Annotated in this window: 14 protein-coding genes, 1 tRNA gene and 1 pseudogene; 7 read left to right on the top strand and 9 right to left on the bottom strand. The window is 47.7% G+C overall.

What is annotated here, in order from left to right:
* The first annotated feature begins 157 nt into the window (after positions 1-157).
* Positions 158-382: a hypothetical protein gene (locus SIB64_RS12915; protein ID WP_413440602.1), complete on the top strand. Its 225-nt coding sequence runs from the start codon at positions 158-160 to the stop codon at positions 380-382.
* A gap of 148 nt (positions 383-530) precedes the next feature.
* Here SIB64_RS12915 and SIB64_RS12920 read toward each other — a convergent pair.
* A tRNA-Met gene (locus tag SIB64_RS12920) sits at positions 531-610 on the bottom strand.
* 282 nt (positions 611-892) lie between these two features.
* On the opposite strand from SIB64_RS12920, the gene SIB64_RS12925 reads away from it, so the two are divergent.
* Positions 893-1,744 (top strand): hypothetical protein, encoded by an 852-nt coding sequence (locus tag SIB64_RS12925; RefSeq protein WP_413440603.1) that lies wholly within the window; start codon positions 893-895, stop codon positions 1,742-1,744.
* Between the two features lie 228 nt (positions 1,745-1,972).
* Here the strand turns inward: SIB64_RS12925 and SIB64_RS12930 are convergent, their stop codons facing one another.
* From SIB64_RS12930 to SIB64_RS12950, 5 genes are all read right to left on the bottom strand, one after another.
* The gene (locus SIB64_RS12930; RefSeq protein ID WP_413440604.1) at positions 1,973-2,650 is read right to left on the bottom strand and encodes a tetratricopeptide repeat protein; all 678 of its coding nucleotides are present in this window, start codon (positions 2,648-2,650) and stop codon (positions 1,973-1,975) included.
* A 273-nt stretch (positions 2,651-2,923) separates the two neighbouring features.
* Entirely contained in the window at positions 2,924-3,871 is a 948-nt protein-coding gene (locus SIB64_RS12935) for a calcium-binding protein (RefSeq protein WP_413440605.1), read from the bottom strand.
* Between the two features lie 1,131 nt (positions 3,872-5,002).
* Complete coding sequence (locus tag SIB64_RS12940; protein ID WP_413440606.1) at positions 5,003-5,236, bottom strand: hypothetical protein; 234 nt, start codon at positions 5,234-5,236, stop codon at positions 5,003-5,005.
* Between the two features lie 51 nt (positions 5,237-5,287).
* Entirely contained in the window at positions 5,288-5,485 is a 198-nt protein-coding gene (locus tag SIB64_RS12945) for a hypothetical protein (protein ID WP_413440607.1), read from the bottom strand.
* A gap of 608 nt (positions 5,486-6,093) precedes the next feature.
* Complete coding sequence (locus SIB64_RS12950) at positions 6,094-7,218, bottom strand: site-specific integrase (RefSeq protein ID WP_413440608.1); 1,125 nt, start codon at positions 7,216-7,218, stop codon at positions 6,094-6,096.
* A gap of 543 nt (positions 7,219-7,761) precedes the next feature.
* On the opposite strand from SIB64_RS12950, the gene SIB64_RS12955 reads away from it, so the two are divergent.
* The gene (locus SIB64_RS12955; protein ID WP_413440609.1) at positions 7,762-8,049 is read left to right on the top strand and encodes a hypothetical protein; all 288 of its coding nucleotides are present in this window, start codon (positions 7,762-7,764) and stop codon (positions 8,047-8,049) included.
* A 190-nt stretch (positions 8,050-8,239) separates the two neighbouring features.
* Here SIB64_RS12955 and SIB64_RS12960 read toward each other — a convergent pair whose 3' ends face one another.
* Entirely contained in the window at positions 8,240-8,680 is a 441-nt protein-coding gene (locus SIB64_RS12960; RefSeq protein ID WP_413440610.1) for a thermonuclease family protein, read from the bottom strand.
* A 105-nt stretch (positions 8,681-8,785) separates the two neighbouring features.
* Between SIB64_RS12960 and SIB64_RS12965 the strand changes: the two genes are divergently transcribed.
* Positions 8,786-9,763, top strand: coding sequence for a hypothetical protein (locus SIB64_RS12965; RefSeq protein ID WP_413440611.1), 978 nt, complete (start codon positions 8,786-8,788; stop codon positions 9,761-9,763).
* Here SIB64_RS12965 and SIB64_RS12970 read toward each other — a convergent pair.
* Positions 9,732-10,052 (bottom strand): annotated as a pseudogene (locus SIB64_RS12970) (carboxypeptidase M32); the annotation flags it as partial. The gene SIB64_RS12965 and the pseudogene SIB64_RS12970 sit on opposite strands and share 32 nt — an antisense overlap.
* Before the next feature lie 115 nt (positions 10,053-10,167).
* On the opposite strand from SIB64_RS12970, the gene SIB64_RS12975 reads away from it, so the two are divergent.
* From SIB64_RS12975 to SIB64_RS12985, 3 genes are all read left to right on the top strand, one after another.
* Positions 10,168-10,809 (top strand): AAA family ATPase, encoded by a 642-nt coding sequence (locus tag SIB64_RS12975; protein WP_413443023.1) that lies wholly within the window; start codon positions 10,168-10,170, stop codon positions 10,807-10,809.
* Positions 10,802-11,155 (top strand): hypothetical protein, encoded by a 354-nt coding sequence (locus SIB64_RS12980; protein ID WP_413440612.1) that lies wholly within the window; start codon positions 10,802-10,804, stop codon positions 11,153-11,155. The genes SIB64_RS12975 and SIB64_RS12980 overlap by 8 nt, the downstream gene beginning before the upstream one ends.
* A 119-nt stretch (positions 11,156-11,274) precedes the next feature.
* Positions 11,275-11,586, top strand: a complete 312-nt coding sequence (locus SIB64_RS12985; RefSeq protein WP_413440613.1) for a hypothetical protein — start codon at positions 11,275-11,277, stop codon at positions 11,584-11,586.
* Between the two features lie 55 nt (positions 11,587-11,641).
* Here the strand turns inward: SIB64_RS12985 and SIB64_RS12990 are convergent, their stop codons facing one another.
* Positions 11,642-12,097 (bottom strand): calcium-binding protein, encoded by a 456-nt coding sequence (locus SIB64_RS12990; protein WP_413440614.1) that lies wholly within the window; start codon positions 12,095-12,097, stop codon positions 11,642-11,644.
* Positions 12,098-12,378: the final 281 nt, after the last annotated feature.

A 12,378-nucleotide genomic window follows, 5' to 3' on the forward strand; every position in this document is an offset into this window, starting at 1 on the left:
GAACCACACATCCTGCCCTGCCTTTCCCAATAGGGATTTTGTATGGCTTTCAGTTCAGCAGTTGAACTTCAGGCTCCCCGGCGTCTAAGTCACACCTCAACAAGCGTAAAGACTGCAGTGTGGTGTGTGGTTTGTGTCTTTGGGGTCTCCCCCGCCGATGCACACACCATCTCCGGAATCACCGGACCAGTTGATGAGCTGCGTCAAAGGTGCCTGTGATGTTGGTCACAGAGACCAAAACCCCTTTCATAGGCGGTCTTTCCACGACCCCCACTACCCCAAAGTGGTGCGCTACCCGGCCAGCCAAAGCTCAGCCGGTAGAGCACCTGCATGGCATGCAGGGGGTCAGGTTCGAACCGTCGATAGCCCTGCTCCAGGGTGATTTTTTCGGTACTTCACCCTCGATAGAAACGGAGAGGGTGGGATTCGAACCCACGAGCTCAAGCGCCCGAGCGGGAAGGACCAACCGGTTAAAAGCCGAATGGTCGACCTCAGGGTTATGAATCCTGTGCTCTAACCAGGCGCCTGATTCCAGCGGAGCAAGATCTGAACTTTCGACCTTCGGGTTATGAGCCCGACGAGCTATCGGACTGCTCTACCCCGTCGCTGGTTCTGTCTGAGTTCGTTTATTAGGAGTTGATTGATTCAATTTCTGCCCGCGCCGATTTCTTTCGGCGTGGTGCAACCTTCCGCAAATCCAAGGCGATTCGTGAAATGGTAAATATGGTGTGGCTGGGGAGTTCATATCTCTGACTTAAAAACCCCATATGTTGTCGACAACATATTGAGAGAGTTTTTCCTTTGGAGAGGAGTCTGTTTCGGCAGGTGATATAAATGATATTCTGTGGCACTTATGGTGTAGCTTGGGATAGCACACGTTATTTTTAGAGAAATGTTTTTTATCCTGCGATGTCTTGGTGTTTATCTTCTACTTTTTGGTTTTCCCTCTCTTTTTGCGGAACCATCAGGTTTGCCCCTCTTTGCGGCAGAGTTGGAGAAACATGAGTCGTTATATGATAAAAAACTTGCTGAGCTTCCTGAAATTAAAATTAAATATTCGGGAAGCCCACAAGACTTAATTGATTTCCTCACAACTTTAATTAAGATCGATCCTGAGCGTTCGGAGGGATATGTCGAACGAGCTGAAATTTATAATATAATGAATCAATATGATCGTGAATTAGAAGATCTTTCAATCGCTTTGACCCTGGAGCCTGAGAATCTAGATCTCTTGGAGTCACGAATCGCAACCAGCAGTTTTTTGCACACAGTAGCTCTAGAGAATACTAAGTACTTGGGTGGCTATCCAAAACACAGGGCAGAGGTTTATGGACAGGCGGTAATCCTTGATCGTGATCGTTTATCTGAATTGATGCCTGAGGATGCTCATAATGTTTATGAACGCGGCAAGATCAAAGTTCTGATGGGTGATGTTAATGGTGGGATACAAGACTTCAATCTTTCTATTGAGCTGTTTCCTTTTCCATTCGCTTATATGTCCCGATCAGAGGCTAAGGAGCAGCTTGGTGATCTACAAGGTGCTTTGAGTGACTATGTCGTGCTGTTGGCGGAATCTCCAGAAGATATTTACTATTATTTACAAGTTCAAAGAATCAATGTCTTGCTTGGAGATCTTAAGTCGGCTTGTAATATATACAACCAGGCCATTAAACGCTTTGGGAAAGATGTTCAAGGCTATCCAAACTTGATCCTTGTTGATCCTAACGATTGCAAAGCTGTTTAATTGGTGGGCACGAGTTCCTTTAGTAGTGAATGAGATTAACTAAGAAACCTCACCTTCTGGACGGCATATTGAAGTTGTGATTAACGAGGCGTCCCTAGCAGTGCGTGGCTTCTCCATCACTAGCCTTCATCAATGAGCACTGTCTGCGTCTGGTCTGCAAACACAGAAACCCCGCCATTGCTGACGGGGGAATGCCTTGAAAGAGTTGAAATCAGACAGCATCAGATGTCAGCACTCATTTCTTACCCATTCAATGGCATAGGTATGTCCGAGATCGGCTGCTTTTCTCCAATCAGAGCAAGCGCCTTGTGGATCACCCATGAATAATTTATTGGCGGCACGACCGCTATAAAAATATTTATTCAGAGGATCAATTTCTATCGCCTTTGTATAGTCATCAATTGCCCCTTTGTAATAATATAATTGACTCTTGGCAAACCCACGCAAGAAATACCAATCCGCATCGTTAGGATTGATTTCAATTGCCTTGGTATAATCAGCAATAGCTCCTTGATAATCCTTTAAATCGTCCTTGGCACCACCACGATAGTAGTAGAGATCCGCATCGCTAGGATTGATTTCAATTGCCTTGGTGTAATCAGCAATAGCTCCTTGATAATCTTTTAAATTGCGCTTGGCAAGCCCACGATTTAAATAGGCACTGGCATACTGAGGATCAATCTCAATTGCCTTGGTGTAATCAGCAATAGCTCCTTGTAAATCTCCACGTTCAAATTTTGCGACACCTGAATCGAACCAGTCTTGAGCACTTTGTGCAAAGGCTGCCCTTGTCGACAGCAGAGCTGCGCCAATTTCAACAACAGGTGTCAGCCCTACCAGCAACGGGCGTCCTATTGGCATGAACAGGGCTAAGGCAGCAGCAAAGGCAGTCGTGACACGAGGCATCCTGAGGGCTGCATGGCTAGTCCATCTCTAGCCCTTATTGAAGATCCCTGTTTGTATCTGATCTACAAACACAAAACCCCAGCCATTGCAGGCGGGGCTGATGTCCTTGTGAGTTGTTTTGTCGGGAGATCGATAGCGATATATCAACGCCGCTCTTCAGGTTTCCCGAATCGAACGGGAACAAAGATCAAACCGGATGACAGGGATAAATAGCTACCAAAGAAGATTAGTTTGACTGTGCTCGGAGGCTAATATTAATTAGCATAATAGAAATTATCTACGCAAGATAATCGCGTCGACAATATCGTCAGCAGTGATGGCTGTACCTTCCATTGATATTGTGGTGTTTCCTCTCTTGCCAAGATCAAGAATAAAGCCGGAACCCTTCGGTAAAATTCTAAGATTGGCCATATCCTTACTCCGCATCAGAAGTCGATCGCCTTCAGATGGATCGAAATCGATGATGTTGTGGTCTGCATCTTTTAGTAAACCGAAACGATCTGCACCTCTACCTCCCGATAAGTTGTTAATTCCTGGGCCGCCCATCAAAAGGTCATCTCCATCTCCTCCTATAAGAGTGTCGTCACCTTTGGCACCGTAGAGGCTATCTTTACCATCACCTCCAGACAAGGAATCGTCTCCTTGGCCACCACTTAAAACATCAGATCCATCATCTCCGAAGAGCAAGTCATCACCCTTGTAGCTATAAATTTTATCGTTACCATCACCACCTAACAAATTATCATTGTGGTTGGCGGATCCATGCATGTAATCGTCACCACCAAAACCATGAATCTCATTCTCTGCTGCATCTGTGCCTTGAATAAAATCGTCACCGTCCCATCCAGCCATGGCCCAGAAGTCAGTACTTGCCTGAGGAGCTGCAATCCAGTAATTAACAAATGAACGAGAAGATAGCGGTTCGTTTAAAGAATTTTTTGCCGACAAAAGTGTATGGTCACCCAAGCCAAATATATCTTCTAGAGGATTATCGTTGGACATGTCCAAGTAGACCCCTTTGTTCTGGATAAGGCCTCGTTTCGCCACATACTTTTTAAAGCCTTTTAAATTTGTGCGAACCTTGAATGGCATGCCGTTTTCAAGAAGCTTTAAAGCCATCGATCCAGCAATACAAATCTCTGTTACTGAAACATTAGCAAGCTGATGACTTGGAGCTGAATTTTTAAACTTACCAATAGATCCTGAAGGCATACCACCCATCTAAGCTAGTATTCATGTACTTTCAAAGGAGTGGTCATGGCTGAGGGCTGGTTGATTCATCAAGAAGGGTTAGTCGCCAGGTTCCCCTCAACAAACAACCTTCACCATTGCTGACGGGCTTAATTGTGTGAGTTGTTTTGTCGGGAGATCGATAGCGACACATCCAACGCCCCCTGCTTTTCCCTTGCGGGTCTTGTATAGCTTTCAGCCATCATCACTTGGTCTCAGATATTTATTCGTATGGGGCAATGCCGCTTGATCACTACCCTCGCCCTGTCATTCATCACCTCCTGAATCACACTTCGATCTTTAATAAGTCCCCCGAGTCATCACATAATGCCAACCCAAATTCAGCCATCGTCACGCTCTGCGCTAACCGCACTGTGTCGCCCTTTCGGGGATTCATGGCTGGCAATCCTTTAAGTAACCTTCAAACATATTGATTACTTGGTAGTAAGGGCTTTCCTCATCAAAAACATTGAAGTGTGCAGTCACTCTTTTCAGTGGATCTTCAAGCATGTAAGTGACAATCCATTGGGAATCTTTGCTCTGATCTAGGTATTTCAAGAGAATTTTAGCTCTCTTTGTAGCTTCCTCCGCGCATAGTCTTCCTCTGTTTATGTCTACTGAGTTTCTTCGATATTCTCTTCGATGACGAGGGGGCAAACCCAAGCAACTAAAAATTATTCTAAAAAACTTGTTGACGTAGAAATTCCGATATGGACCTTGGTACGTGCCCTTGTATGGACCTTGGTAATCAATAACATTGTTCAGAGAAGATAAAATCGCATTTCGACCCTCCTGGTGGTGCAAGATTAACTCTCTAATGATTCTGAATTCTTTGCCTAGGGGGTGTTTGTTCAGCATTTGATTCACATATGGGCGCACATAATTCATGTGGAAGTCATCCAATTATTTAATCTAACTCATTGTTTAGTAGTTGTCACCAAACCTCGGACACTTTCACCATCGCCGTTCTGCCTTCAGATCACATCACCCATGCGGGGGATCTTGCTTGCTGATCGTTCCCCTATTTGGGTGAATTGCACCAAGCAATAAAAAAACCCGCCATTGCTGACGGGCATATGTTGCTTTTAACAGAAAAAATCATTTGAATATATCAATAAATTTTCATTCATCACCATTCATGCCTTGTATACCTGCCTCTTTTCCTGCATCGTAAGCAGCGCGATCCCAGCTCTTGCCTGCCGCTATTCCTCCTGCCCATTTGCCATAAAATACGGCTATATTTTTAGCATCATCGTATACTTTGCCGGCAATATCTCCAAGACTTTTCTCGCTTTTACCTCCGGCAAGAGTGGCCAGCTCATCAATAGTCAGTTCGGCTTCAGTAAAGTGGTTCATGATTAAAAGAATGAAATAAGTTGTGAAAAAAGATTGGCTAAATAACTAAGGCTATTTGGGTCGTTGAGGATCATTAGCATTAAGAGATGACTCATCTTTAAAGAGCTGAGGCATTGGCCATTTGATGTCCTTAAAAATGTCTCCCAAGAGAAAAAAGTCACGTTCGGTGCAACCTTTTCCGTCAGGTCCCATCTGAACACCACCAGCGAGAATCCTCAATTGATCAAGGCTTAGTTCCGTGTTGTTCATTGTGTTGAGTGAAGTTATGGAGGTCGCCCTCCGTAAACACAACATCGCCAGTTCTCAGCTAACTCTCATTAATCTGGCTCACAGCAACTTGTGATCTTGCTCACAGCGTCTTGAGGTTTGAATTGTTCTGCCAAGAGATGGATAAGCCACTCACAAGAGCGCACTACTTTCCCCTGACGGATATTGTATTGCTTTCAGCTATCAATGGGGTCGGCCTTCTCGGCGTTGGATGAACCTATAACGACTGGTATGGCGTCCGGGCCGATGATCTCAGGCAGGGATAGCTGTGATTTTAGAAGGATCGAAGATAGATATATAAGTGAATTGAATTAGTAACCTCGGTTTTGGACTTTGAAGCCGGGATTTTGCTTGCGTTGCTGCATCTTTTAATGGAATGCAGAAGGGTAGTTCTGGCGCTGACGTTGGGTCTCCAATTGAGCGTTCTTATGTTGCAGTCGTAGATGGGCTTGTCTCTCAACTGCTGATCAGCCAAGGGGTTAACTATGTGCAAACGTTGCGCTAGGCCCATCTTTCCATCGGCAAGGGCGGCCTTCCTCTTTGCTGATTTTTAAATCGCTGAATTAGTCGAGGTCTACGGACAGAAGTAATCAGATGTTGACTGCCGCAACGATGTCTGCGGTGGCATTGGGTTTAAACCGCGCGTAGCTCTTCAGATGTACCTCAATGGTGTGGCCCATGGCCTCGCTGATGTTGGCGATGGGCACGTTGGCGGCGTGCATTTGCTTGGCATAGCGATGGCGAAAGGAATAAGGCGTGAGTTGCTCGCCCAAGCGTTTTGCCTCGCCCCGTAGTGCCATCCAAACCTTGCGACGGCGTAGGTATTGGTTAAGGGCTTGCCCGCCATCACCATCGCGGTTTAAGGGCGGCAGTTGTTCGCCTAACTGAAGGCGGGCCTGCAACTTCCAGTCAATAGCGGTGCCATCACCATCACGCAGGAAGAGGGGGTGAAGCCTGCGGGGTTCTGTTTTGGCTCCTTTGGTACCACCCATTGATTTTTGGTAGATGGTCCACAATTCCGGTCCGCTTACGCCGTCTTTGATGACGAGGTGCCGCAATTCCTCAGGACGTAACCCGTAGACGGCGCAGAGCTGAATTGCAAACCGCCAACGGGCATGCAACTCGCCTCCAGGCAGGTTCTCGAGCAACTGAAGGATTTGCGAATCGCTGAGGGGGTAGCCAATCCGCTTTGGTTTCAACGTTTCTGGAAGCGTTGCAGGAGGGAGGTAAATGCTCTTGAGGTAGCCCCTTCTCACAGCCCAGTTCAGAAAGCCATAGAGCTTTTGGCGGCTCGTCTGACGCATCCGTGAACCTTGTTCCCATTGCGCAAGGCAGACCATCGCCAATGCCACGCCATCAACCGGTGGCTTGCCTTCAAAGCAAGCACGCAGATTTTTCAGAACTGGCAGGTAGTTGTATCGCCATGTTGTGTCGCCAGCGTTGGGGACGAACTCCCGATATGTCTCAAACAGCTTGTTGAAATCCAGCTTCTGATGACTGCTTGAGGTGTCGGCTTTCTGTGCTGCAGCAGCAAGGGTGATCTGACCACCGTTCCACCGCTTGAAGATCTGCTGGATGCGAGGGAGGGCTGAACTAGCTCCCTCTTGAGACCAGGGGTAGATCAACATCACCGAACCATGGTCTTGAACCTCAAGGCGCATCCGCCCACGGGCATTGCGTACCTTCCATCCCGCGCCACAGGAGGTGCGGACCAAATCTCGAAATGGCTTGATCCAAGGGGCTGCATCGACTACGCGCGGCAAAACGACAAAGGCATCTCGCTATGCCAAGTGTGCGCATAACGTGCGTAAAACGCAAAATACCTGCCAACACCTGCTGACAGCTCACCACTTAGAAGCATTGCCATAACAGAGTCACAGACTGAGAAAAGCCAGGAAACGACTCAAGGGATCTCTCGCTTTGGGAGCAAGATGCCGCAGGTTCAAATCCTGTCTCCCCGATGCCTTAAGACGTCAGTTCCCAACTGACATTTTTACCGCTCCGCAAGGGGCGGTTTTTTATTGCTCACGCGCACTTGTGCCAAAGCGGTGCCAAAAGGCCATGGGTCAGCGGATGGTTTTGGCACGTCTTTCCCGGCACTAGTTGACAGGAATTGGCACTTTTACAACACTTGTATCGACAAAACGGATTCAGAGGTCGGTCACTTCAATTCTTCGTCCGTGGGGTCGAAGCGGCTTTCCCCGAGTTGTCGTGTAACGCCTGAGTCTGACGGGGAGGAAACCGCAGAAACTCAGTAGATGACTTCAGCTTCAAAGCGAATCAGGAAGCTGCACTATCGCGGCGACCTCATCTCGTCAACCCAACTTGCAAACGCCCGTCAGGCCAAGACTAATGCCTCTCGACAGGCTGTTGCCAACAACGCCCAGCGCCTTGCTGAGTCCTTTGGCATGAGCCCCGAAAAGGCATTGGCATCGGTGGACAAGCGCCGCAAGTGGGAGAAACGGAATAACTGGACAAAGATTCACACGGGACGCCATCATAATCAGCATCCAAATATCGATGCCCTTGCTAAAACCACTTCATAGCCTCTCTCCTATTACTGAGCCTAGAACAAGTAATGTCTCGTGAGCCTGTATACAGTGGGGGCCAAGCCTCAACCTCTTCGATCATTTCTTAATCGCCTTCATCTGCAAGCTCAGATCCATCAATAGTCTCAATAGTGCTATCACAAATCATCGGAGGAGCCACAATCAAGTCAGCTTTAAAGCTATCCATCTACTGCTGGTTATTCACATCATCTAATTCATCTTCAATAACTAATTGAGGATCACTGATAATCTCTTGGCTATTGGCAACTGGCATAACCTCAGTTGTGCCGCTTGGCACTTGAATAACAATGATAGGGTCCTGAATTTCGTTGACAGCTTGAGGAGGCTCAGGGAGCAGAGGAACATCAACATCATCCACTTCAAAAGGTGTATCATCTAAATCATTCCAAAGACCTTTCCTCTTCTTACGAGCCATATTCTGAAACTTTATCAATTTATCTCCATCACATTGAAAGGCATACTTTTCATAGATTTCAGCATACCCTTTCCTAACCATCATCAATCCAATATTCTTCTTACCATTTTGCTTGAACACTTCTGCGACTGTTCTTCCATATCGATCAATATCATGTTCTTGTATTTTTACCTTCGAGCCAAGCCGCAGCATGGCAAGGCGGTGGACAGCGCCGGGATCCTACGAGTAGGAGGCATGTTTGGACAGCACAGCAGACATCGCCCGTGCTAGCGAGCAGCAGGAATTGAGACGCGAAGAATGAAAAATTTGCCGATCTGGAGCGCCGCAGAGGCCCGGGTGTTCCTCCAAGCCATGAATGAGGTGGGCAGTTTCGGCGGCATCGCACCATTGGAGCCCATCACCCTGGAAATGATGCAGGCGATTCAGAAGCATGTTCTGCATTCCGATGTCGACATCTCTGAGCTCGAGATTTTGCATCCACCTGCCTATCCGGCCCTCCTTCCAGATCAGACAAAACGGGAGCAATTGATCCAGATTCTGGTCTTGATGCCCTACGCCGACATGCGCGTGGACCCCAAGATGGTTGCTCTCATCGATGAGTTTGCTGAATATCTTCAGGTCAGCCTGAACACCCTGAAGGATCTACATCAGGTTAGAGACAACCATCTTAAACGCTTACTGTTTGATTACACACGTCGTGCCCTGACTGATTTTCTAAGCCTTGATTCAGCACCAAAAGTTGTCAAAGGGATAGCCGCTGTTATACATCAATCTCTCGGCGACCCTATTCTTGCATCCAAATATCAAGCGCTGGAAACCTATCCGGAAGGCAGCCTTGGACACACGATCTTTCATTGGTATCGCGACAGAAAGTGGCCTCTGCCCGGCGAAAAGAAAAGCAGTCCTGAGCTTCTGGTGAATCATGACTGTTGTCATATCCTAGGAGGTTTCAATACAGACACCAAGGGTGAAATGGATGTCTCAGCATTCACAGCGGGTCTATTCCCTGACGGATTCGGATTCGAATCACTGATGGAAGTGATCCTGGATTTTCATCTTGGAAAAGCTTTCACCACTGTCGGAGACATTATTCCTCCAACCACTGGAGCTTTCATACCAGAAGAAGTTTTCGAAGGGTATGAACGTGGGCTTGCCTGCAACACCAACCTCATTAAAGATCTGGATTTTTGGGCTGTCGCTGACCAACCCGTCCAGGAGCTACGGGAGCGTTTCGGGATTCCCGCTATCGCAGGCCCCTTACTGCTTCAACCCTGACGGGCTCGGGAGCAATGGCAAGGGCTTCAAGTTTCGATCCCAAATAACGCAAGAACGCTGCACTGTTGAGTGGAGCGTCACACACACGCTGAACAAGACTTTCAGCATTGAGGCTTCTGCCGATTGGATGCACATGAATTCTGAGCCAGTACAACAAGGGCCGAACATCACCAGCCGTCACATGCTCCTCGGGTGGGCCGATCTGATCCGCCATCGTCTCACTCAACTGAGCGCTGATCAAATGTCCCAACAGATGCGAGGGGAAATAGCCAAATAAACCCTCGCTCCATCGGAATCAGGTTTTAAAAGGCGTCACGGTGTTGCACCGGGGATGGACTAAAGGCGTAACCGTCGATGGCTTGGTTCAGCAACTATTTGCTGAACTTTCCGCCTGCAATTCTTCAGTGATTATCGGCTCACTAAATCAGAAGGGAGGCGCTGGAAAGTCAACCACCGCAGTGCATCTCGCGCATAGGTTCCAGCTGAAGCAGGGCAAATCGGTGCATCTCGTGGACCTTGATCCACAAGGCACCAGCTCTTTCTGGTTGCAGGCATCAGATCTGGGAATCGAACACACGTTCCTTGCCGCCGATTCAGACGTTGTTCTGGAGCAACTCCCGGCAGTCGCCGAAACGGCTGATGTGGTCGTGGTGGACGGCCCTGCAGGGCTCTCCGATGCAACCAGAGCCGTTCTGCTCCTTGCTGATATGGCCTTGATTCCGGTTCAGCCCTCCGGTGCGGATGTTCGATCTGCTGTTGATGCAGTCCGGTTGGTTCAACAGGCCAGGCGGATCCGCGGGGGCCTCCCTGATGCGCGGTTGTTCATCAGCCGGGCAACGCGTGGAACAAAGCTCTTACAGGAGGCCCGTTCAGTGTTGATGCAGCTTGAGGGCATCCCGTTGCTGGATACAGCGATCACACAACGGCAGATCGTGGCTGATGCGTTCGGCCAGGCCACCAGCGTCCTCAATGCGAAGACCGGGCCAGGGCTGGAAGCCGGAAATGAATTCAACCGTTTATTCAGTGAGGTCTTCCCAAATGGCTGAGAAGCGCAAGCCGATGATGTCGGCTGAGGAATTGGAATTTCTCGGCAAGAAAGACAACGGTTTTCAGAAGGCTGCCAAACCCGCTGCTGCTGCGAAGAAACCTTCAAAACCTCAACCAGACAAGGTTGATTCGGATCCGGTTGATCCATTTGACGAGGATCTAGGAACGATCGAAAGCCTGAAGAAGAAACCCAAAAGCCGTGAACCACGGGTCAGATTCACCTTTGATATGTCTGAACGTATGCACGCAAAATTACGGGCATTGTCGGCTGATAAGAACGTTCGAATGACCAAGTTAGTGAGGATGGCAGTTGCTGACTTGATCGCACGGTTGGAAGAGGATTGACTAAAACCCCCGCCATTGGCTGATGGGTACTCAATCAAGTGCCAGAATTGGAATTCCAGATTAGATTCGTGAACAAAATAGTTGAGGTGATGAAAGGAATGAAAACATTGATCCCATTCTTGGCTGCCCTCCCTTCTCTCTTCTTTGCTACTACTGCTTTTGCAGATGAGTGTGAGAAAGGTTCGTGCAGAACAGCATGTGATGAAGATGGTGGATGCATTTATCTACATATCAAATCAATTAATTATCCCTATGTTGTTTTTACAACAACCTATGAAGGACACAAGAGCGAAGTGGATTGCTCACAATTTAGATTGAGATATATCAGTGATAATGGTTCAAGAACCTCTTGGGACTTATCACAGCCAGATTTTATAAAACAAGCAAAGATGTCTACTGCTTGCCACATAATGTTCCATCACCGAAATTGAGCGAGGTTCTAATGAATCTACAGGTTTCAATAAGCATAAACACAATGAGGGAGAGTCAGATGAAATCGTTAACGTCATTATTTAGAATTGTCGTTAGGCCTTGATCACTTTTAACAAGTACATCGCTGCCATCTTGCTCAAAGCTGACGTTGGTCAGATTTTTACCGATAGTGAAGCTATCACCTTCGCTAAAGTTGAAGTCCTCGACGATACTATTCCCTGAATTAATAAAGAACCTATCGGCTCCAGAACCACCATTGAGTCTATCGTTACCATATCCGCCGTTAATAACATCGTCACCGATGCCCCCGTAAAGATAATCATGTCCAGCTCCGCCGAAGAGTACATCATCTCCTGCGCCAGCCCTGATGGTGTCATTTCCCTGATCTGCAACGATCAAGTTATTACGTCTATTTGTTTGGATCAGATCGTCCCCTTGAGTCCCGCGGAAAAGACCTCTGCCTTTCGCCATCTTTTTTCCTGTATAGAAAGGATTAGGTTGAAAAGTCATGATTGGAAAGTGGATGTTTGCATTGCCTTGAGCTGTGTTGCCCTCGACATTCACAAGATCACAGCCGTTTTGGTGAGAAGTCCTATTCCTCTGTGGTGTGGATGAAGCGTGTTGGTGGTGAGTTGCTGGTGAAGCGGCAACGCTTTACTCAAATCCACTGCAGGACAATGGTTCCGATAAAAACCCCGCCTTGCGAGCGGGGTGAATGTTCTGCCGGGGGTTTGATCAGGAACCACACATCCTGCCCTGCCTTTCCCAAAGGTGGGTGTTGTATTGCTTTC

Source organism: Synechococcus sp. MIT S1220, from assembly GCF_047303025.1.
Classification (GTDB): Bacteria; Cyanobacteriota; Cyanobacteriia; order PCC-6307; family Cyanobiaceae; genus Parasynechococcus.

Bases quoted from the DNA above. Each gene is read 5' to 3' on its own strand.
- SIB64_RS12915 (WP_413440602.1), top strand. From the start codon at position 158: ATGCACACACCATCTCCGGAATCACCGGACCAGTTGATGAGCTGCGTC.
- SIB64_RS12925 (WP_413440603.1), top strand. From the start codon at position 893: ATGTTTTTTATCCTGCGATGTCTTGGTGTTTATCTTCTACTTTTTGGT.
- SIB64_RS12930 (WP_413440604.1), bottom strand. From the start codon at position 2,650: ATGCCTCGTGTCACGACTGCCTTTGCTGCTGCCTTAGCCCTGTTCATG.
- SIB64_RS12935 (WP_413440605.1), bottom strand. From the start codon at position 3,871: ATGGGTGGTATGCCTTCAGGATCTATTGGTAAGTTTAAAAATTCAGCT.
- SIB64_RS12940 (WP_413440606.1), bottom strand. From the start codon at position 5,236: ATGAACCACTTTACTGAAGCCGAACTGACTATTGATGAGCTGGCCACT.
- SIB64_RS12945 (WP_413440607.1), bottom strand. From the start codon at position 5,485: ATGAACAACACGGAACTAAGCCTTGATCAATTGAGGATTCTCGCTGGT.
- SIB64_RS12955 (WP_413440609.1), top strand. From the start codon at position 7,762: ATGACTTCAGCTTCAAAGCGAATCAGGAAGCTGCACTATCGCGGCGAC.
- SIB64_RS12960 (WP_413440610.1), bottom strand. From the start codon at position 8,680: ATGCTGCGGCTTGGCTCGAAGGTAAAAATACAAGAACATGATATTGAT.
- SIB64_RS12965 (WP_413440611.1), top strand. From the start codon at position 8,786: ATGAAAAATTTGCCGATCTGGAGCGCCGCAGAGGCCCGGGTGTTCCTC.
- SIB64_RS12980 (WP_413440612.1), top strand. From the start codon at position 10,802: ATGGCTGAGAAGCGCAAGCCGATGATGTCGGCTGAGGAATTGGAATTT.
- SIB64_RS12990 (WP_413440614.1), bottom strand. From the start codon at position 12,097: ATGACTTTTCAACCTAATCCTTTCTATACAGGAAAAAAGATGGCGAAA.